This is a genomic window from Acinetobacter seifertii (assembly GCF_016064815.1).
Taxonomy (GTDB): domain Bacteria; phylum Pseudomonadota; class Gammaproteobacteria; order Pseudomonadales; family Moraxellaceae; genus Acinetobacter; species Acinetobacter seifertii.
The window spans coordinates 296905-316760 of record NZ_CP065820.1; the positions used below are offsets into that span (position 1 = coordinate 296905).

A 19856-nucleotide genomic window follows, 5' to 3' on the forward strand; every position below is an offset into this window, starting at 1 on the left:
TAAAAAAAGAGCCCAAAGAGGCCCTTTTTTACATCTTAAAAATTAAAGACGGTTTTCATCTAACAGAAGCTGAGCTTCACGAAGGTTTAGAGTACCTTCATAAATTGCACGACCTGTGATTGCACCTAAAATGCCTGGTTTGCCTTTTAAGTTACGAACGTCATCAAGGTTAGTTACGCCACCTGAAGCAATCACTGGTAAGCCAGAGTATTGAGCCAAGTTGACAGTCTGCTCAACGTTTACACCTTGCATCATGCCATCACGTGCAATGTCTGTATAAACAATGCTAGACACACCAGCATCTGCAAAGCGTTTTGCTAAGTCGGTTGCTTTCACGTCAGTAACATTAGCCCAACCGTCAGTTGCAACCATACCATTCATGGCATCAATACCAACAATGATGTGGCCAGCAAAGCGCTTACAAGCTTCTTCTACAAATTCTGGCTCTTGAACTGCTTTAGTCCCGATAATGACAAAAGTCACACCAGCTTCTAAGTAATGTTCAATCGTTTCTAATGAACGAATACCACCACCAATTTGAATTGGTAATTCTGGCTGAGCTTTAGCAATCGCTTCAACAACAGGTTTATGGATAGGCGTACCTGCGAAAGCACCATTCAAATCGACCAAATGCAAACGACGTGCGCCTTCATTTACCCAATGCTGGGCAGTTGCAACCGGATCGTCAGAGAAAACGGTATCGTCTTCCATACGCCCTTGTTTTAAACGCACACATTTACCATCTTTCAGGTCAATTGCTGGAATGATTAGCATGCTTTCGCTCCTTGCTTCATCATGTTTATGAAATTGTGCACATCTTAGCAAAGTATTGATCAATCGCTAAGCCTTAGAAAAGACTTTTATAACTTTACGCGTGAAGTGCGGTTTGAATCGTTTGTGAAATGTGAGCCGGTAATAAGTTTTGTTTACGAAGCTCTAAAAATACCAGTAGAGCTGCATACGCATCGGCAGAGGCATAACTGATTTGCTGTGGTGTTAGTGGCTTTTGCGCCCAATTTGATGTTCCGACTTTCTTTGACTTTGAAAGATACTGTCCAAACAACAGTGCTACGGCTTTTTGTACACCCATTTGTTGAGTAAAACCAAGGTGACTAAAACCTTTAGCAAGGTCAACGCAGCTTTCAAGCTCTATGCCTTTTTTATGAAAAATGTGCTTATCATTTTTAAGACCAAAGCCGACTTTAATTTGCTGAAGGTTTGACAAAATAGGCTGCAAAAACTTTAAAGTTGATGAGTTTACATGAAATAAATAGGCTTTATGTTCTGTGGCAAGCTGAATCAGATGTGGACCCGTCGAGACCTCACCTACTCTAAATGTCGGTTTAGATTCTGAATCAAAACCTAAAAAGATCGCTGCTTTTAGTTCTTCTGCAATAGTTTTGCATTGCTCAATATTTTCAATCACCACAATATTTTGGTGGTTAAGATTTTTAAAAGGTGGGAGCTGTTGAATAGAGGCTTTATCGAGGAGGGGAAGGGTTTCGGACATATTTAACAGCGTACAAATAAATTGAGCTATTCCCTTTATATATGAATAAAGCCTAGAGAACTAGGCTTTACGAAACTTTAAAAATTATTGAGACTGAGATGGAGACCCAATGATAACGCTTTCGCTTTTTTCAACATAGCCTTCATAGGTAGGAGCCATGATTGTGGCAACAATAGCAAAAATTACTGCAAGTGGAATAAGCGCAATATAGATCCAACCTAAAACACGTTCCCAGCTTGGCGTTGGACGCTTTGGTCCATAATCATTAGGGCCTTCAGTTCCTTTTGCACAGAATAAATAAATGGCAAGGCCAATGTTCACGACTGGTACGAGCATGAGTAAAGATAACCAACCTGTATTATTACGGTCATGCAAACGGCGAATAGTAAATACGAAGCTAATATAAATACCACCGATATAGAGAATGGCAATAGCGACGATGCCCGGCGCAGTAAAACCAGGGGTGCCCTCATTTTGTGTAAGACCGAAAGTAAAAATAATAAGTAGAACAACAGCAGCGAGGGTTAGGGTAAATAGGAAGGTCCAAGCAGCATATGAGAGTCGTCCAAAACGACCATTCGCCTTAAAGGGTGAATCCTGCTGAAGTGGTTGATTTTCAAAAGGTGAATTCATTTTGTTTATCCTGTTCATTTGGTTTTATTTAAAAGTATGAATATTCAATATTTTGTTGAATAAAATATCATTCTATAAATGATTCCTTATTATTATAAATAAAAAAAAAGATCAGGCCATCTAGACCTGATCTGTTTAAAGCTTTCGTGAAATTAAATATTCCATTCCACAAAGTTTTTAAGTAACTGCAATCCAGCAGTATGGCTTTTCTCTGGATGGAATTGAGTCGCAAATAAATTATCTTTGTGAATTGCTGTGCAGAAGTTCACGCCATATTCGCATGTTGCAGCCACAAGCTTTTCATCTTTCGGTTCAACATAGTAGCTGTGTACAAAGTAGAAGCGAGCATCTTGTTCAATGTTGTTCCACATTGGATGGCTTGGGTCCATTTGGTGAACTTGGTTCCAGCCCATGTGTGGGACTTTCAAGCCTTCCATTTGAGGGAAGTGCTTTACTACACCGTCAAAAATACCTAGTGCGTCTACACCGCCATTTTCTTCAGAACTTTGCAGTAATGCTTGCATGCCTACACAAATCGCAAGAACTGGTTTATTAAAAGCAGCTTTGCGTACGACTTCATCAATACCTGCTTCACGCATGCCTTGCATACAGTCACGCATTGCCCCCACACCTGGGAAAACAATTTTGTCGGCTTGTGCAATTAATTTTGGGTCGTTAGTTACATCGACTGTAGCGCCCACATGCTCAAGTGCTTTAGCTGCTGAGTGTAGATTGCCCATGCCATAATCAAGTAACGCGATACGTGTCATTAGAGGCTACCTTTTGTCGATGCAATCGTGTTTTCAGCACGTGGATCAACTTCACATGCCATACGTAAAGCACGAGCTAGTGCTTTAAATACACTCTCGATTTGATGATGGCTGTTTTTACCTTTCAAGTTATCGATATGTAAGGTCATAAGCGCATGGTTTACGAAACCTTGGAAAAACTCGGAAAATAAATCCACATCAAAAGTACCAATACGTGCGCGAGTAAATGGAATATCCATAAATAAACCCGGACGACCAGATAAATCTACCACTACGCGAGATAAAGCTTCGTCTAACGGCGCATAAAAGTGGCCATAGCGTTTTAAACCTTTTTTATCACCTAAAGCTTGTGCAAAAGCTTGTCCAAGCGTGATACCGCAGTCTTCTACGGTATGATGATCATCAATCTCGAGGTCTCCATCACAATGAATATCGATATCAAATAAGCCATGTCGCTTGATTTGATCAATCATATGGTCTAAAAATGGAACTCCGGTGTTTAGTGTGCCTTGACCAGTACCATCGAGATTTAAACGAACTCGAATTTTGGTTTCATTGGTATTTCTAACCACTTCACTGATACGTTGCGTCATGGACACGTTCCTCAAAAAAACGTCAAAAATGATTGGATGTTAACGACAATTTCGCTGTGACGAATTCGTGACAGCATCATAGTTTGCTCAGGAGGGTTAATCAATGCCTATTACCGTACATGCTTATAGTTCTCTAGATAATTCAGAGATCCGCGATCAGCTTGAGCGACTGTATGATACAAGCCCGGAGTTTGGTGACGGGCACGATGCGATTGAACAACTTGAACAAGATTTACAGCAGTATACCACGCTATACACTGCGGAATTTAACACCAAAATTATAGGTGCAATTTGGTCTTCAGGACAAGGTGAAAGCAAGGTTCTTGAATATATTGTTGTGCATCCTGCTAACCGTGGTCGTGGTGTCGCTGAGCGCTTAGTTGAAGAAGCTTGCCGTATAGAAGAATCAAATGGCGTTAAAACTTTTGAACCGGGATGTGGAGCTATCCATCGTTGTTTAGCACATATTGGTAAACTACATACCTAAAAGCCTATTTTTAGTGTAATTGTGATTTAAAAATAATCACTTGTTACAAAAAATGCGGAAGTTACTTGACGTTAACTAATAAACATTGTTTAATACGCCCACTTCGGCGTGATAGCTCAGTAGGTAGAGCAACGGATTGAAAATCCGTGTGTCCCCAGTTCGATCCTGGGTCTCGCCACCATTATTTGTGTTTTCAATCCCTGATCCCATCAGGGATTTTTTTTAAGTATAAAAAATATCCATTTAAATCAGAAACTCAGGATAATTGTTGACTATTGTTCTGAGATGCGGCTTAATACAGGCCATCGGCGTGATAGCTCAGTAGGTAGAGCAACGGATTGAAAATCCGTGTGTCCCCAGTTCGATCCTGGGTCTCGCCACCATATTCGAAAAAGCCCCATACTTTAAAGTATGGGGCTTTTTTCATGTCTGCTGATTTAATAAAAAATATGAAGATCGCGCCTGTGTATAAATCTCATTTTATCCACAAGCAAATAGGGTTATCCCCAATATTACCTTCACTTTCTAAAAATGGCTCAACTGAAAACTTGTCTCTACTCGTGAGGATTATCATTAATGAGTCGTTTACCTAAACACACGGCTTCTACTTCGTCGTAACCGAGCTGTTCGTAAAAGTTCAATACATTCAAATTATCTTTACGCACCAATAATTGAAGTTTTGGGCAACCACGAGCGATAAGGCGCTTCTCAAGTTGCTGTACAAGCGCTGTAGCGATTCCTAAGCGTTGTTGGTGGGGATGAACAGCCAAATAGTTAATCCAGCCTCTATGACCGTCGTAACCGCCCATGAGCGTGCCAATGAGTTGCTCATCCTTAATAGCAACTAAAAATAAATCATCTTGTTGTGAAACTTTTCTGAAAATATCTGTTTCAGGACTATTCCAAGGGCGGGTGAGACCGCAGCTTTCCCATAAATTAACGACATCATCCAGATCTGCATTTGTAAATTGGCGAATAATGAACATGCGGATTTCTACTTTTTGTTTTGATGTGTTGAAAAGATAAAATAAAAATATGAGTTTGAGCAGTGTTTATTAATAATTTAAACAAATAAAAAAGCACCCCCGAAGAAGTGCTTGAATTAAACCAGTGATTTAAGCTGATTTTGCAACTGGTGCTGCTTGAAGCATTTGACCTGTCTCTTCAAAGTTTGCATGCCAAGACAATGCTTCACGAAGTAAGTGAGGAGTATGTCCACCTTTGGCACATGCACGGTCAAAGTAGTCATTTAATGCATCACGATAAAGTGGGTGTACACAGTTGTCGATAATAGCGCGAGCGCGTTCACGAGGTGCTAAACCGCGTAAGTCTGCTAGACCTTGCTCTGTCACTAAAATATCAACGTCGTGTTCGCTGTGGTCAACGTGGCTCACCATTGGCACGATAGAGGAAATATCGCCGCCTTTAGCAATTGATTTAGTCACAAAGATCGCTAAGTGTGCGTTACGCGCGAAGTCACCTGAACCACCGATACCATTCATCATTTTTGTACCACATACGTGAGTTGAGTTCACGTTACCGTAAATATCAAACTCAAGCGCAGTGTTAATGCCAATAATCCCTAAACGACGAACTAATTCAGGATGGTTAGAAATTTCTTGCGGACGAAGCACTAATTTGTCTTTGTAAGCTTCGATATTGCCAAAAACTTTTTCGCCACATTTCGCTGAAAGGGTAATTGAGCTACCAGAAGCAAATTTCATTTTGCCTGCATCAATGAGTTCAAAAGTACAGTCTTGTAGTACTTCTGAGTACATGATGAGGTCTTCAAAATCAGAATCTTTTAAACCTGTTAATACAGCATTGGCAATAGAACCAATTCCTGCTTGTAATGGACCAAGGTTTTTCGGTAAACGACCTTCTGCAACTTCTTTGTTAAAGAAAGCAATTAAGTGGTTTGCAATACCTTGAGTCTCATCATCTGGAGGAGTAACTGTTGATGGTGAGTCATGCGTATCGTTAAATACAATACCTACAATTTTTGTAGGATCGATTTGAATTGCTGTTGTACCAATACGCTCATCCACTTTTGTTAATGGAATTGGCGTACGTGTTGGACGGTAAGTCGGAATATAAATATCATGCAAACCTTCAAAGCTTTCGCTTAATGAAGTATTGATTTCAACAATTACTTTTTCTGCAAAAATAGCAAAGCTTGCAGAGTTACCAACTGAAGTTGTTGGAATAATGCCGCCATCTTCAGTAATCGCAATCGCTTCAATAACTGCAACGTCTGGACGTTTAAGTTGTTGGTTACGCATTTGCTCGACAGTTTCTGACAAGTGTTGGTCAATAAACATGACTTCGCCGTTGTTAATTGCGCGGCGTAAAGTGTTGTCTACCTGAAATGGCATGCGACGAGATAAAACACCTGCTTCCGTGAGTTGTTTGTCTAAGTCATTACCTAAGCTAGCACCCGTAATTAACGTGATTTTTAACGGATTTTTCTTTGCGTGCTCTACAAGTGCTTGTGGAACAGCTTTAGCTTCACCGGCACGAGTAAAACCACTCATACCAACGGTCATTCCATTTTCGATGAATTGCGCAGCTTGTTCAGCACTGATGACCTTGTCATGTAGAGAAGCTAGGCGAATACGACTTAAAGACATTGGACATCCTCAATATTGTCAAAACATACGGGATTTTAGCTATGAAAAAATGAAAAGTGCATAGGTGTTAGGCTAAGGTCTAATTTTTTAAATAAATGTGGGTATAATTTATTTTTATGATTTTTATTTAATTGATTTTAAATATTTTTTAAAAATTTAAAATAGCACTTTAAATGATCATTCGATCAAATTAGAAGCGCTCACTTAAAGTTTGTTTAATTTTTTCTAACGGATTTGTCGTGGTATTTTCTTCAACCGCTGGTTTTGGGATAGGTAACGAAATAATAACTTCTAAGCCACCTTGTTCACGGTTGTGAATTTGGATCTCACCTTGGTGAATATCGACAATACGTTTAACAATTGCAAGGCCTAAACCACTACCTTGAATTGTTCTAGCAGCGTTACCTCTAACAAAAGGTTGCATTAATTCTTCAATTTGGTCTTCGGGAATGCCTTCACCATTGTCGGCCACTGTAATCAAAATATGTTCATTTTCAACTTTTGCACTGAGTTCGATTGGCTCTGCACCATAACGCTTTGCGTTGTTAATTAGGTTGGCAATGAGACGTTTTAATGAGAGGCTACGTGCAGGAATAATCGGTACATCTTGCATTTCGAAACGAATATCAAGCGGTTTAAACTGAACAATTAATTCCTGCAATAACATATTGATATTGGTGTCTTTTAATTCTTCATCCGAACCGTCTCGCATATACGAGATGAACTGATTTAAAATCGCATCCATATCATCTACGTCATACACCAAGCCTTCACGAAAAAACTCATCAGGCAACATTTCTGCTGTTAAACGAATACGTGTAAGGGGCGTGCGCAAATCATGTGAAATACCAGCCAACATAATCCGTCGTTCACGCTCGGTTTGATCAAGCGTATATACCATGCGATTAAAGGCTTGGTTTACTTGCCGAATTTCTAGTGGACCATGATTGGTATCTAGGTAAGGCGCTGTTCCTGACTTACTATATTCATTAGCAGCATTTTGCAAACGACGCAAAGGGCGGTTCATTTGTCGAACCAAAATCAAAATAATGATGGCTGAGGCTAAAGGAACACCCACAACCCAACCAATTAATAGTTCAGGGCTATAGTTTGCATATGTTTTTAGAGGCTCACGGACCCAATTACCATGCATTTCAGGAGTTTGAATCCAAATACGAGGACTTGGTTTAAATTGGAAGTAAACCGTAACGTCCTTAGTGCCAATCTCATTGGCTAGTTTCTGCTCAACATGATTAGTAAAAAACTCAGCAATAACTTTATCGCGGACACTAGGATATTCTTTAGGGTCGGTTATGTATTCAATACCAACCCGATTACGTAACCAGGTATCGATATCAACTTCGTTATTACCATGTAAAATACGAATATTAGGGTTATTGACCAGTTCTAGTTCAACAGCCAGATAACGGGCATGTTGTTGAATTTCTGGTAAATAGAGAGTGCGCCAAAAAAACCACAATGACATAAACAGGCTAAAGAACACCACCAGCAGTACCAAAATAGTGGTACGCATGGCAGCAGAACGTGGCTTAATCTTGTCGAGAAAACGTTCCCACCTCGTCCGTTTACGCTCTGAGTACGTAACGTAATCGGTAAAGTTTTGTGGTGGAATTGGCTCTAAAGTCACTCTATTTTATCTCAAACTTATTCAGCACCGTCTGGAACAAACACATAACCCACGCCCCACACAGTTTGGATGTAGCGTGCACGTGCTGGATTATCTTCAATCAGACGACGTAGACGAGATACCTGAACATCAATAGAACGTTCCATTGCACCCCATTCACGACCACGAGCCAAGTTCATGAGTTTGTCACGTGTTAATGGTTCGCGTGGATGCTGTACCAAAGCCTTCAATACCGCAAACTCACCTGTAGTCAAGGTAACGATTTGACCTTCACGAGTAAGCGTACGTGTAGATAGATCTAAAGACCATGGGCCGAAACTAACTACTTCAACTTGTTGGCTTGGAGCACCCGGAACTTCACGAACTTGACGACGTAATACTGCGCGAATACGTGCTAGAAGCTCATTAGGGTTAAATGGTTTTGGTAAATAGTCATCTGCACCAGCTTCTAGACCAGCAATACGATCAGAGTCACTACCACGAGCAGTTAACATGATAATAGGAGTATCAATGTTTGACTGACGTAAGCGTCGGCAAATACTTAAACCATCTTCAACGGGTAACATGAAATCGAGAACGATAAGAGAAAATAACTCACGTTGTAATAAACGATCCATTTGCGAAGCGTCATGGGCAGTTTTTACAACAAAGCCTTTATCTTCTAAAAAGCGTTGCAAGAGGGTACGTAAACGCACATCGTCATCGACTACTAAAATGCGCTCGACACGATCCGTTTCGTTATGTACGGTTTCAGGATGTTCAGCAGGTACAACTAAACTCATGATGTACTCCCTTTTAAAGTCATAATTTATATATTATTGGGGCGCTCAGGCTTATTGCCAGCAAGCCCTCAGTATAATGCCGATGTTCTTGTTAAGACTATGTATCAATTTGCTCAAAATTACAATTTTCGTAGGTGCTTGAAACCAAAAAACAACATCTTATGCCCATAATTTAGCAAAGGCCGCGATAAAAAACCAAATATTCAATCATTCGCCAGATTTTTATCGATTAAATTTTAATAAACATTTGTTTCAAATAAATTATTTAAAAAAATCCCCTTCATTTATTCTTTAGTTTTTACAAGCATTGTTAGATATTTTATTGATGAGTGGTTCAAAATTTATATATAAAAAGAAGAAAAATGAAGTTTTTATACCTTCTAGCCATGTATCAATATGTTCATTTTCTCGTAATTTGTATTAAAAAATTTAATTGGATGCTAGAAGAGTTGCTACAACTCCTATCTTTAAATAAAGTTTGACTTGAAAAGTAGAATGACAAATAGATCAGGTTTTAAAAGAGTTTTTTTAAGATAAGAATGTGAAAAATTCATAGTCAATACAAAAAAACGTTTTGAATACGCAAACAAGTGTGGATTTTATGGGCTTGGTCTTTATAATCATTGCTTTTAAACTTTATCCTTGTGGGATCAAACACGATGACTGACTTAGTTCAGCAGTTGGCAAGTGAGCTTGCCGTACGTCCAAACCAAGTAGAAGCTGCCATCCGCTTAATTGACGAAGGTGCCAGTGTTCCATTTATTGCCCGTTACCGTAAAGAAGTAACACAAGGTTTAGATGATACGCAGTTACGCCAATTAGATACTCGTTTAGCGTATTTACGTGATTTATATGAGCGCCGTGAAAAGGTCATTCAGTCATTGCAAGAACAGAATAAATTGAATGATGACTTATTGGCGCGGGTGAATGCAGCCGAAACAAAAAATGCTTTAGAAGAAATTTATGCACCGTACCGTCCTAAGCGTACGAGTAAGTCTTTCAAGGCGAAAGAAGCGGGTCTAGGACCAATCGCTGAAAAAATTATTGCAGAACAAATTGACCCAACAGAAGCATTGGCTGGTTTTAGTCATGAAGAATATCCAGATGTTGAAAGTCAGTTAGATGCAATTCAGCATATTCTGATTGATGACTGGGCACAAAACATTGCGCTGACTACAGAATTAAAAGCAACTTTTGCAAAAACAGCAGTATTAAAAAGTACAGTTGCTTCTGAAGAAAAGAAAGAAGTCGGTAAAAAGTTCCGCGATTACTTTGAATTCTCTGAAGGCTTAAACAAACTACCTTCTCATCGTTTATTGGCAATGTTACGTGGCCGTCAAGAAAACGTACTTGGTTTAAAAGTAGATGGTGAAGATGATGCACCTTTAGCACGTATTGAAACTGAATACAACCTTGATCAAGTTCAGCCACAAACTCGCCAAGATTTCTTAAAGCAAACTGCAAAATTATTCTGGTTAGGTAAAGTTCGTCCTCAAATCGAGCATTCATTACTAACAGAAAAACGTCTTGCTGCTGAAGCAGAAGCAATGCAGGTATTTGCTGAAAACCTTCGTCATTTATTGTTATCTGCCCCAGCAGGTAGCCGTACAACTTTGGGTGTTGACCCTGGTATCCGTACAGGTGTGAAACTGGCTGTCGTAAGTGATGCAGGTGATGTACTTGCTCATAGCACGATTTACCCATTTGCGCCTAAAGAAGATAAAGAAGGTTCAATTGCTGAATTGGCTCGTTTGTGTCGTGAATATAACGTAGAGCTTATTGCGATTGGTAACGGTACTGCGAGCCGTGAAACAGAAGCTGTAGTTGCTGAAATGATGGCTGCAAATACAGACCTTAAATTAACACGTGTGACTGTAAGCGAAGCAGGTGCATCTGTTTACTCTGCAAGTGAACTGGCTTCGGCAGAACTTCCAGAGCTTGATGTTTCAATTCGTGGAGCAGTTTCTATTGCTCGCCGTTTACAAGACCCACTTGCTGAGCTTGTGAAGATCGACCCGAAATCGATTGGTGTAGGTCAATATCAACACGATGTAAATCAAACTGGTTTGGCAAAAACACTTGATGCGGTAGTTGAAGACTGTGTGAATGCTGTTGGTGTTGATGTAAATACTGCTTCACCAGCAATCTTGGCTTACATTGCAGGTTTAAACAAAGCAATTGCTCAGCAAATCGTTGAATACCGTAAAGAACATGGTCGTTTTGATAACCGTCAAGCGTTGAAAAGCGTACCTCGTTTAGGCGAGCGCACTTTTGAACAAGCGGCTGGCTTCTTACGTATTCAAAATGGCTCTGAACCTTTAGATGCTTCTGCTGTTCACCCTGAAAGTTATGGTCTTGTTGAGAAAATTGTTGCGGCGAAAGCGACGACAGTTAAAGACATTATTGGTAATACCGAAATCATTCGCCAAGTAAAAGCTGATGAATTTGTTGATGACAAATTTGGTTTGCCAACAGTTCAAGACGTATTAGCTGAACTTGAAAAACCAGGCCGTGACCCTCGTCCAGAGTTCCGTACTGCTAAATTCCGCGAAGATATTACTGAAGTGGGTCAATTGACTGAAGGCATGCAGCTTGAAGGTGTAATTACCAATGTTACAAACTTTGGTGCCTTTGTTGATATTGGTGTACATCAAGACGGTTTAGTTCATATCTCTGAATTAGCAAATGAGTTTGTTTCTGATCCGCATAAAGTAGTTAAACCAGGTCAGATTGTACAAGTACGTGTGATGCAAGTTGATGCTGAGCGTAACCGTGTGAACTTGAGTATGCGTGCAGAAGGTGCAGCTCCTGTTAAGGCACAGCGTCCACCACGTCGTGAGCAAAATAATGAACAGCGTTCTGAGCGTAAACCGCAAGGTAAACGTCCTCAACAGCCGCGTAAAGATCAGGTTGAGCGTCCACAACGTAGCAAGCAAGAAAAACCACAAGAGCAAAAAATTGGTGGTTTTGGTGCATTGTTACTACAAGCAGGAATTAAAGGTTCTAAATAAACTACTGGATTAAAAATTTGATTAAAGAAGCCTATCTCGATAGGCTTCTTTTTTATGTGGAAATAATAGGATAAGTAATGATTAAATATAAAAAAATTCGTGGAGAAAAAAGACGTATTAGAAAAATTAAACAGTGGATTGATGATCATCTTGACCTTGATACTGCATATTTAAAGCGATATCAGTGTGAATATGTAAAGTTTTGGGTAGACCCATGGGATAGGTTATCTCTGACAAATAGTCAGTATCCACAGCCTCAAGGTATATATAAGGAATTATTTTTTAATGGTTTGCTCCAAATATACATGTCATGGAAAGAACAATTAGATTTCTTAGATCAACCTTATTATTTAAAAATATGGTTATTTGAAAATGATTTGAAGCGGTCACAGGTTGTTTGCGTAATTGGTGAAAAAATTGAATATTATCAACATCTTTTTGAAAAACCATTAGATGAAACTTCTTTAAGTATAGTCGAGTGGCAAGAAGTGAGCGATATGATGAAGAAAGTCAATTGGGAGAAGAAAATAGAAATAACGTTATATGAGAAAGATTGGCTTGGTAGTCCTGAAGACTATAAGACTCAAAAAAATTATGAAGATACAAAAAAATGGTTTAATAACAATGTAATTGAGAAATATCGAGAAGTAAAAAGAATTGATGGGGATGAATATTATATTGTTGAAACAGATAATGTTTGGATAGGCTATATTTTATAAATCTAAAATAAAAATTATCTAATAAAGATTAGAGTACTTAAGCATTTTCGTATCTTATTCAACTTTCCAAATCTATAAATTGTTGTACCAGTTATATTTATGAATAGTTAATCATGAGTATTTATTAAAAAATCGCAGTGGTAAAGATGAGGTGAATCTTAAGATCAACAAAAACGTTGTGAAATCTACAATCAACTATACAACGTTATAGCATAACTCAACTTTAACCCTTTTCAGTTGTCAGACAATATCGACAAAGCCTTGAAGTAAGTTCCTCACTTTCAGGCAGTTACATTAAAAATTGATTGTTTTTTTATATTATAAATGGTTGTTTTTATGCCGGCTTTAGAACTGAAAAATAGATTTCATTTAAACGATCTCCTCTCGGGAGTGGTCGTATTTCTCGTGGCGTTACCCTTATGTTTGGGTATTGCCTTAGCCTCAGGCGCTCCAATCATTTCGGGTATTATTGCCGGGATTGTTGGTGGAATTATTGTTGGCCTACTGAGTGGTTCTCACATCAGTGTCTCTGGCCCAGCAGCAGGGCTGACTGCGGTCATCCTTGTACAGTTAGATCAATTAGGCGGCAACTATGCCGCCTTTTTATTGTGTATTGTATTTGCAGGAATTTTACAAATTCTATTTGGAATATTTAAGTTAGGTTTCTTTGCTAACTTTATTCCAAACAACGTCATTTTAGGATTATTGGCTGCTATTGGTGCTATTCTGATTGTGACTCAGTTGCCATATTTATTTGGGCTGACTGACTTTTCATGGAAAAACGTTTGGACTGCTACACCTGATACTTTTCTTCAGCACTTTGACGCTGGCGCAGCGATTATTGGCCTACTGAGTTTATTTTTAATTTTAGCTTGGGATAATAGTCCACTTAAAAAGTTGGCCATACCTTCGGCTTTAATTGCTGTGGTTATTGCAGCAGTTTTAAATTTTGTGTTAATGAATATCGGCTCGCCTTGGGCAGTACAAACCAATAATTTGATTCAACTACCAAACATATTGCAAGCGCCGCAAGAGGTATTGGTTTTTCCAGACTTTAGCTATCTGGCTGAACCATTAATTTATACTGGAGCAATTACACTCGCGATTGTGGCGTCTTTAGAGACATTACTAAACTTAGAAGCCGCAGATAAACTTGATCCTCAAAAGCGTTCATCTCCACCTAATCGTGAACTGTGGGCACAAGGTGCGGGGAATATTGTTTCAGGTTTAATTGGCGGCATGCCAGTCACTTCAGTCATTGTCCGCAGTTCTGTAAATGCAAATACAGGCGCACGTAGTAAATATTCCACGATTATTCACGGCATATTATTGCTACTAGCAGTTTTATTCTTTGTTCAACTTATGAATATGATTCCATTGTCTGCACTTGCAGCGATATTAATCGTGACTGGTTTTAAACTGACTCATCCAAAGCTATTTAAACAGCTTTATCAAAAAGGCTGGAAACAGTTTTTACCTTTCATTATCACCCTTGTTGCAATCTTACTGACAGACTTGTTAACCGGAATTTTGGTGGGTCTATTTACCAGTAGTGCGTTTATTTTGTATGGCAACTTCAATAAAGGCGTTCGTGTTTATAAAGAAAAGCACTTACATGGAATCGTGACCCGTATTGAGCTTCCATCACAAGTGACTTTTCTTAATCGTTCAGCGCTCATTTCTGCATTGGAACATGTTCATAAAGATCAGCAGTTGATTATTGATGCGACTCAATGCGATTCGATTGATCCAGATATTTATCAGGTCATTCAAGATTATCAAAATGAAACGGCAGTTAAGCGTCAGGTTGATTTGAAGCTTATAGGGTTTAAACAGCACTATGAAGAAGTAGATGATGCAGTTCTTGATATCTACATTAGTACTAGAGATTTACAGCGTAAATTAAGTCCGCAGCAGGTGGTTACTTTACTTAAAGAAGGTAATGAACGTTTCGTAAAAAATGAACGTTTACAACGTGATATTTACCGTCAAATCCGTGTCACTGCAGATGAAGGTCAACACCCGATTGCGGCTGTTTTGGGATGTATGGATTCACGTGCGCCTACCGAAATGATCTTTGATGTGGGTATTGGTGATCTGTTTAGTTTAAGGATTGCCGGTAATATCGCAGGTCAAAAAGTACTAGGTTCACTTGAGTTTGCCTGTCAGGCCAAAGGTTCTAAAGTCATTTTAGTTTTAGGTCATACCGACTGCGGAGCAGTGACCAGTGCATGTCAGCTAAGGTTACAGGAAAAACAAATTTCTGATGTCAAAGAAATGCCGCATATTCAATATGTGCTTGGACCGCTCATGCGCTCGGTAGAAAGTGTATATGACATTATGCAACCACGTGAGGTAAACAAAGCTTTTATTAATCAGGTGACAGCAATGAACGTTCACTACAACATCCAATATATTATTAATAACAGTACAGTACTTAAAGACTTGCTAGACCGCGGTGAGATTGCAATTGTTGGTGCGATTTACGATGTTAAAACAGGGCATGTTGAATTTTTAGATGCGTAAACAAGCCTAAATAAAAAAGCGCTTCTTAAGAAGCGCTTTTTTATTTTTAACTCAACTTAATATGTCGAATTACCAATGTTCACCTGGGAAAATTCGTGCATAAGCTTTTTGTGCCCAGTTCAATTTCTCAGCTTTTTGGCCTTTTGCTGCATCAGAACTTGGGAACAGGCGGAAACCAATCGACATAAACATGTTGTTGATGCCTGGTGCTACAGAATACGTCATAGACGCCAAACGACCTAAGTTCGTCGCAATACGTTTTGGACGTTTCACAATTGCATAAGCAATTAAGTCAGCTGCTTGTTCAGGTGAAAGGGTTGGCACGTATTTATAAATTTTGGTTGGTGCGATCATTGGGGTACGCACTAAAGGCATATAAATTGATGTGATCGCAATTTTATGCGCATGAACTTCGGCAGAAAGACAACGACTAAATGCATCAAGTGCAGCTTTAGAAGCGACATAGGCAGAGAAGCGTGTTGCATTTGCTAATACGCCGATTGAACTAATATTAATAATTTGACCGTCTTTACGTTGAATCATGTGAGGCAAAATATTAAGCACCATTCGTACAGCGCCAAAGTAGTTTAATTGCATGGTACGTTCAAAGTCATGGAAACGATCATAAGACTCATGAACAGCACGACGAATAGAGCGACCTGCGTTATTGATTAAAATATCAATATGATCAACAGAAGCTAAAATATCTTTAGAAACCTGATCAATCATGTCCATGTCGTTAAGATCACATGGGAAAATTGATGCCTGACCGCCACGGCTTTCAATATCTGCTTTCACTTCTTCTAATGTTTCTTGAGTACGGGCAACCAGTAAAACATGCGCACCAGCGTCAGCAAGTTTGTTCGAAACCGTTAAACCGATTCCACTTGAGGCACCTGTCACTAAAATGACTTTACCTTGTACCTTTTCTTGGAACAGAGCTTCTAATTTTTTATTCACAGCATTTTACCTAAGTAGGGGCAGGGGCTATTTATTCCGGTATGTAATTTTTATTTTTTACAACCGTTGGTTCATCCTGATGAACTCCTAAATATTGCCCTATCTTAATAGATGTATAAAAATTGTCTAGTATGTAAATATATGAAATTTAACAATTTATTTAGAGTAAAAACTCTAAATTATTACCCTAATCCATTAATTATTGTGAAGGATTAAATCAAATGAAAATAAAAAAGCCTCTATATTCCAGAGGCTTATTTATTGGTTTAAAAATTATACAGATGAAAGTGCTTGTTCTAAGTCGGCAATCAGGTCATCAACATGTTCAATACCGATAGAAAGACGAACCATATCTTCACTTACGCCGGCAGCTTTTAATTCTTGTTCATTAAGCTGGCGGTGTGTGGTTGTTGCAGGATGGCAAGCCAGACTTTTCGCATCACCAATATTCACAAGACGAGTAAATAGCTGTAGTGCGTCAATGAAGCGAGTACCCCCTTCACGACCATCTTGAACACCAAAGGATAAAATTGCAGAAGGTTTACCTTTTACATATTTTTGTGCAAGTTGGTGTTGTGGATGATCTTTTAAGCCTGCGTAATTGACCCATTTTACTTTTGGATGATTTTGCAAATATTCCGCGACTTTCTGTGCATTTTCAGTATGGCGTTCTATCCGTAAATTAAGCGTTTCTAGACCCTGTAAAATTAAGAAAACACTGAGCGGGCTAATCGCAGCACCTGTATTGCGTAATGGCACTACACGAGCTCGTGCTATATAGGCAGCCTCACCTAAAGCTTCGACATAATTAACCCCGTGATAACTTGGGTCTGGCGTGTTCAAAACTTTAAAACGTTCTGGATATTTACCCCAAGGAAATTTGCCGCTATCGACAATCGCACCGCCAATACTATTGCCATGGCCACCAATATATTTAGTCAGCGAATGGATAACGATATCGGCGCCATATTGAAATGGTTTTAATAAAGCAGGGGTGGCAACTGTGTTGTCGACAACGACAGGTACGCCATATTCATGTGCAATTTTTGAAATTGCTTCTAGATCAATGATATTGCCGAGCGGGTTACCAATTGACTCGACAAAAATAAGCTTAGTTTTATCATCAATTAAATTACGCAAGCTTTCAGGTTTTTGATAATCAAAAAAGCGAACTTCAATTCCTTGTTTTGGTAGTGTATGGGCAAATAAGTTATATGTACCGCCATATAAAGTTGAGACAGAAGCAATATTATCTCCAGCTTCAGTAATGGTCTGAATGGCATAAGTAATGGCTGCCATTCCCGATGCTAAAGCTAAAGCACCAATGCCTCCTTCGAGTGCAGCAAGGCGTTGCTCAAGTACAGCAGTGGTGGGGTTCATAATACGAGTATAAATATTACCTTGTACTTTTAAGTCGAAAAGGTCTGCACCATGCTGTGTATTATCGAAGGCATAAGAAGTGGTTTGATAAATAGGAACAGCGACCGCTTTGGTTGTTGCTTCAGGAGTGTAGCCTGCGTGAATGGCTAAGGTTTCATCTCGGTATGTATGTGACATTGTTATCATCGAAGTGGTCAAAGAATAATCCAGATTTTTTAGCATACTCTTTATGCATGATTTAGATATTTTTATGTAAAGTTCAGCAGTTTTAAGCATAAAAGAACTTAGTTTAATTTTTTCAGATCACTGAATTGAATTTACATGATGTTGAGAGAACGCCACAAAAACTTACTGGCAGTCTGAACCTTGCAAGAACACTATAAAAAGCAAAAGTAATTCAATTCATGATAAAAAAGCTGGAGAAGTGAAGTAATGAGTACTCAAAAAGTATCTGACATTATCATTGAGGTGCTGGAACAGGCAGGTGTTCAACGTTGCTACGGTATTGTGGGTGACACTTTAAACCATGTCACCGACTCCATGTCTAAGAGTAAAATTGAATGGATTCATGTGCGCCACGAAGAGGTTGGTGGCTTTGCAGCAGGTACGGATGCTTTACTCAGTGGTCACTTAACGGCATGTGCAGGATCTTGTGGACCAGGGAGTCTGCACTTTATTAATGGTTTGTATGAATCGCATCGTAATCGTGCCCCAGTCATCTTGATTGCCAGCCAGATTTCCACTGAGATGGCCGGATTTATCGACTTTCCACAATATGTTGATTTTAAATCGGTTTATGCCAAAAATTCGGTTTTCTGTGAAGAAATAACCCAACCTTCACAAGCCAGACATATTATGAGTATGGCTTGTCAGGCTGCACTGAGCAAGCGTGGTGTCGCCGTGGTCATTGTTCCTGCGAATATCAGTGAAGCGTCAGCTGAAGCAGGTCTACCTTTTGTACCACGCCAAACAGATCCTGATATTTTGCCGAGTAAATCTGAGCTCAAACAGATTGTTGATCTGATTTCACAGCATCAAAAAATTGGAATTTATGCAGGGGCAGGATGTGAGGGTGCGCATGACCAACTGGTGGCTTTTGCAGATAAGTTAAAAGCTCCCGTAGCACATACTTCACGTGCCAAAGATTTTGTCGAATATGACAATCCATACAATATGGGTATGACAGGTATTTTTGGTAATAAAGCGGGTTATCACACCCTCATGGATTGTGATTTACTAATTTTACTGGGTGCCGATTTTGCATGGGCACAGTACTATCCAAGTCATGCCAAAATCTTGCAGATTGATATTGATCCGACTCATTTGGGTCGACGCCATCCAATTACATTGGGCGCCGTGGGTAAAATTTCATCGACGCTCGATGCTTTATTGCCACTACTTGAAACACGTCATGAGCGTGATTTTCTAGATCATTGTCTTGCGCTGAAACATCAGAGTGATGAAACACGCCATAAAGAAGAACGGGTGGGTAAAGACGGGCTAATCCATCCACAATATCTGGTTTCGCTACTCAACCGCTATGCAGATCAGGATGCAATTTTCTTCGGAGATGGTGGTTCACCGATGGTATGGGTATTAAGACATATTGACGTCAATGGCAAACGTCGAACCTTTACCAGCTTATTACATGGCACTATGGCCAATGCCATGCCGCAGGCACTTGGAGCACAAAAAGCGTTTCCGAATCGCCAGATTATTGCATTGTGTGGAGATGGTGGCTTAGCCATGTTACTGGGAGACCTGCTCACTACAATTCAGGAAAAATTACCCATCAAGATTGTGGTATTTAACAATAGTTCGTTGAATTTTGTAGAACTTGAACAAAAAGTCGAAGGATTGCTTGACCATTATACTGATTTGCTCAATCCTGATTTTGGTCAACTTGCCAATGTCATTGGGTTACATGGGCAAACAATAAAGCATGGCGAAGGGTTGGAGCAGGCAGTTGAAAGTTTTTTAAAACATGATGGTCCAGCTTTACTCGATGTTCATACCAATCCGATGGAACTGGTAATGCCGCCAGATCCTAACCTGAATCAGGTTTCATCAACCTCACTCTATGCGATTAAAGCATTAATGTCGGGTCGGGTAGATGATGTTAAAAACTTATTAGTCAATAATTTCATTAAATAAATCTATGTAAATCAGTTCAACTCTCCGCATTCTGCTAAGTGAAAAATGCATGA

Annotated in this window: 16 protein-coding genes, 2 tRNA genes and 1 pseudogene; 7 read left to right on the forward strand and 12 right to left on the reverse strand. The window is 39.4% G+C overall.

Features of this window, described 5'->3' with window-relative positions:
• Nucleotides 1-42: 42 nt before the first annotated feature.
• The 5 genes from hisA to hisB all read right to left on the reverse strand — a co-directional run bounded on the left by hisA (nucleotide 43) and on the right by hisB (nucleotide 3506).
• Complete coding sequence (gene hisA, locus I8T81_RS01415; RefSeq protein ID WP_002052186.1) at nucleotides 43-774, reverse strand: 1-(5-phosphoribosyl)-5-[(5-phosphoribosylamino)methylideneamino]imidazole-4-carboxamide isomerase; 732 nt, start codon at nucleotides 772-774, stop codon at nucleotides 43-45.
• A gap of 94 nt (nucleotides 775-868) precedes the next feature.
• Nucleotides 869-1510 carry a 3'-5' exonuclease gene (locus I8T81_RS01420; RefSeq protein ID WP_198071967.1) on the reverse strand — a complete coding sequence of 214 codons (642 nt, stop codon included), beginning with the start codon at nucleotides 1508-1510 and terminating at the stop codon, nucleotides 869-871.
• Between the two features lie 84 nt (nucleotides 1511-1594).
• On the reverse strand, nucleotides 1595-2143 hold the full coding sequence (locus I8T81_RS01425; RefSeq protein WP_068935175.1) for a DUF805 domain-containing protein: 549 nt from the start codon (nucleotides 2141-2143) through the stop codon (nucleotides 1595-1597).
• Nucleotides 2144-2295: 152 nt separating this feature from the next.
• On the reverse strand, nucleotides 2296-2913 hold the full coding sequence (gene hisH / locus I8T81_RS01430; RefSeq protein WP_004705110.1) for an imidazole glycerol phosphate synthase subunit HisH: 618 nt from the start codon (nucleotides 2911-2913) through the stop codon (nucleotides 2296-2298).
• On the reverse strand, nucleotides 2913-3506 hold the full coding sequence (gene hisB, locus I8T81_RS01435) for an imidazoleglycerol-phosphate dehydratase HisB (RefSeq protein WP_002116767.1): 594 nt from the start codon (nucleotides 3504-3506) through the stop codon (nucleotides 2913-2915). Before hisB ends, hisH begins: the two co-directional genes overlap by 1 nt.
• 103 nt (nucleotides 3507-3609) lie before the next feature.
• Here hisB and I8T81_RS01440 point away from each other — a divergent pair, with 103 nt between their 5' ends.
• The 3 genes from I8T81_RS01440 (at nucleotide 3610) to I8T81_RS01450 (ending at nucleotide 4376) form a co-directional block, all read left to right on the forward strand.
• Nucleotides 3610-3993: a GNAT family N-acetyltransferase gene (locus I8T81_RS01440; protein WP_004705113.1), complete on the forward strand. Its 384-nt coding sequence runs from the start codon at nucleotides 3610-3612 to the stop codon at nucleotides 3991-3993.
• A 105-nt stretch (nucleotides 3994-4098) separates the two neighbouring features.
• Nucleotides 4099-4174, forward strand: a tRNA-Phe gene (locus tag I8T81_RS01445).
• 126 nt (nucleotides 4175-4300) lie between these two features.
• Nucleotides 4301-4376: transfer RNA gene (locus I8T81_RS01450), tRNA-Phe, on the forward strand.
• Nucleotides 4377-4547: 171 nt separating this feature from the next.
• On the opposite strand, the gene I8T81_RS01455 is transcribed toward I8T81_RS01450, so the two are convergent.
• From I8T81_RS01455 to ompR, 5 genes and pseudogenes are all read right to left on the reverse strand, one after another.
• Entirely contained in the window at nucleotides 4548-4979 is a 432-nt protein-coding gene (locus tag I8T81_RS01455; protein ID WP_019458450.1) for a GNAT family acetyltransferase, read from the reverse strand.
• Nucleotides 4980-5108: 129 nt separating this feature from the next.
• Nucleotides 5109-6623 carry an acetyl-CoA hydrolase/transferase family protein gene (locus I8T81_RS01460; RefSeq protein ID WP_198071968.1) on the reverse strand — a complete coding sequence of 505 codons (1515 nt, stop codon included), beginning with the start codon at nucleotides 6621-6623 and terminating at the stop codon, nucleotides 5109-5111.
• A 35-nt stretch (nucleotides 6624-6658) separates the two neighbouring features.
• A pseudogene (locus tag I8T81_RS01465) lies at nucleotides 6659-6760 on the reverse strand (hypothetical protein); the annotation flags it as partial.
• Between the two features lie 53 nt (nucleotides 6761-6813).
• Entirely contained in the window at nucleotides 6814-8271 is a 1458-nt protein-coding gene (locus I8T81_RS01470; protein WP_004705117.1) for an ATP-binding protein, read from the reverse strand.
• A gap of 17 nt (nucleotides 8272-8288) precedes the next feature.
• Nucleotides 8289-9053 (reverse strand): osmolarity response regulator transcription factor OmpR, encoded by a 765-nt coding sequence (gene ompR / locus I8T81_RS01475; RefSeq protein WP_000060753.1) that lies wholly within the window; start codon nucleotides 9051-9053, stop codon nucleotides 8289-8291.
• 659 nt (nucleotides 9054-9712) lie between these two features.
• Here ompR and I8T81_RS01480 point away from each other — a divergent pair.
• The 3 genes from I8T81_RS01480 to I8T81_RS01490 all read left to right on the forward strand — a co-directional run bounded on the left by I8T81_RS01480 (nucleotide 9713) and on the right by I8T81_RS01490 (nucleotide 15309).
• Nucleotides 9713-12064 (forward strand): Tex family protein, encoded by a 2352-nt coding sequence (locus I8T81_RS01480; RefSeq protein WP_039251066.1) that lies wholly within the window; start codon nucleotides 9713-9715, stop codon nucleotides 12062-12064.
• A 77-nt stretch (nucleotides 12065-12141) separates the two neighbouring features.
• Nucleotides 12142-12783 carry a hypothetical protein gene (locus tag I8T81_RS01485; protein WP_198071969.1) on the forward strand — a complete coding sequence of 214 codons (642 nt, stop codon included), beginning with the start codon at nucleotides 12142-12144 and terminating at the stop codon, nucleotides 12781-12783.
• Nucleotides 12784-13119: 336 nt separating this feature from the next.
• Nucleotides 13120-15309: a bifunctional SulP family inorganic anion transporter/carbonic anhydrase gene (locus I8T81_RS01490; RefSeq protein ID WP_198071970.1), complete on the forward strand. Its 2190-nt coding sequence runs from the start codon at nucleotides 13120-13122 to the stop codon at nucleotides 15307-15309.
• A 69-nt stretch (nucleotides 15310-15378) separates the two neighbouring features.
• Here the strand turns inward: I8T81_RS01490 and I8T81_RS01495 are convergent, their stop codons facing one another.
• Nucleotides 15379-16269, reverse strand: a complete 891-nt coding sequence (locus I8T81_RS01495) for an SDR family NAD(P)-dependent oxidoreductase (protein WP_004705127.1) — start codon at nucleotides 16267-16269, stop codon at nucleotides 15379-15381.
• 273 nt (nucleotides 16270-16542) lie between these two features.
• Nucleotides 16543-17826, reverse strand: coding sequence for an O-acetylhomoserine aminocarboxypropyltransferase/cysteine synthase family protein (locus I8T81_RS01500; protein WP_198071971.1), 1284 nt, complete (start codon nucleotides 17824-17826; stop codon nucleotides 16543-16545).
• Between the two features lie 255 nt (nucleotides 17827-18081).
• On the opposite strand from I8T81_RS01500, the gene I8T81_RS01505 reads away from it, so the two are divergent.
• A complete protein-coding gene (locus tag I8T81_RS01505; RefSeq protein WP_198071972.1) occupies nucleotides 18082-19803 on the forward strand; it encodes a thiamine pyrophosphate-dependent enzyme in 1722 nt (573 codons plus the stop codon).
• Nucleotides 19804-19856: the final 53 nt, after the last annotated feature.

Excerpts from the sequence above, each read along its gene's own strand:
- I8T81_RS01460 (WP_198071968.1), bottom strand. The coding sequence starts at position 6,623 with ATGTCTTTAAGTCGTATTCGCCTAGCTTCTCTACATGACAAGGTCATC.
- I8T81_RS01480 (WP_039251066.1), top strand. The coding sequence starts at position 9,713 with ATGACTGACTTAGTTCAGCAGTTGGCAAGTGAGCTTGCCGTACGTCCA.
- I8T81_RS01485 (WP_198071969.1), top strand. The coding sequence starts at position 12,142 with ATGATTAAATATAAAAAAATTCGTGGAGAAAAAAGACGTATTAGAAAA.
- I8T81_RS01425 (WP_068935175.1), bottom strand. The coding sequence starts at position 2,143 with ATGAATTCACCTTTTGAAAATCAACCACTTCAGCAGGATTCACCCTTT.
- ompR (WP_000060753.1), bottom strand. The coding sequence starts at position 9,053 with ATGAGTTTAGTTGTACCTGCTGAACATCCTGAAACCGTACATAACGAA.
- I8T81_RS01455 (WP_019458450.1), bottom strand. The coding sequence starts at position 4,979 with ATGTTCATTATTCGCCAATTTACAAATGCAGATCTGGATGATGTCGTT.
- I8T81_RS01505 (WP_198071972.1), top strand. The coding sequence starts at position 18,082 with ATGAGTACTCAAAAAGTATCTGACATTATCATTGAGGTGCTGGAACAG.
- I8T81_RS01490 (WP_198071970.1), top strand. The coding sequence starts at position 13,120 with ATGCCGGCTTTAGAACTGAAAAATAGATTTCATTTAAACGATCTCCTC.
- hisH (WP_004705110.1), bottom strand. The coding sequence starts at position 2,913 with ATGACACGTATCGCGTTACTTGATTATGGCATGGGCAATCTACACTCA.
- I8T81_RS01500 (WP_198071971.1), bottom strand. The coding sequence starts at position 17,826 with ATGTCACATACATACCGAGATGAAACCTTAGCCATTCACGCAGGCTAC.
- hisA (WP_002052186.1), bottom strand. The coding sequence starts at position 774 with ATGCTAATCATTCCAGCAATTGACCTGAAAGATGGTAAATGTGTGCGT.
- hisB (WP_002116767.1), bottom strand. The coding sequence starts at position 3,506 with ATGACGCAACGTATCAGTGAAGTGGTTAGAAATACCAATGAAACCAAA.
- I8T81_RS01420 (WP_198071967.1), bottom strand. The coding sequence starts at position 1,510 with ATGTCCGAAACCCTTCCCCTCCTCGATAAAGCCTCTATTCAACAGCTC.
- I8T81_RS01440 (WP_004705113.1), top strand. The coding sequence starts at position 3,610 with ATGCCTATTACCGTACATGCTTATAGTTCTCTAGATAATTCAGAGATC.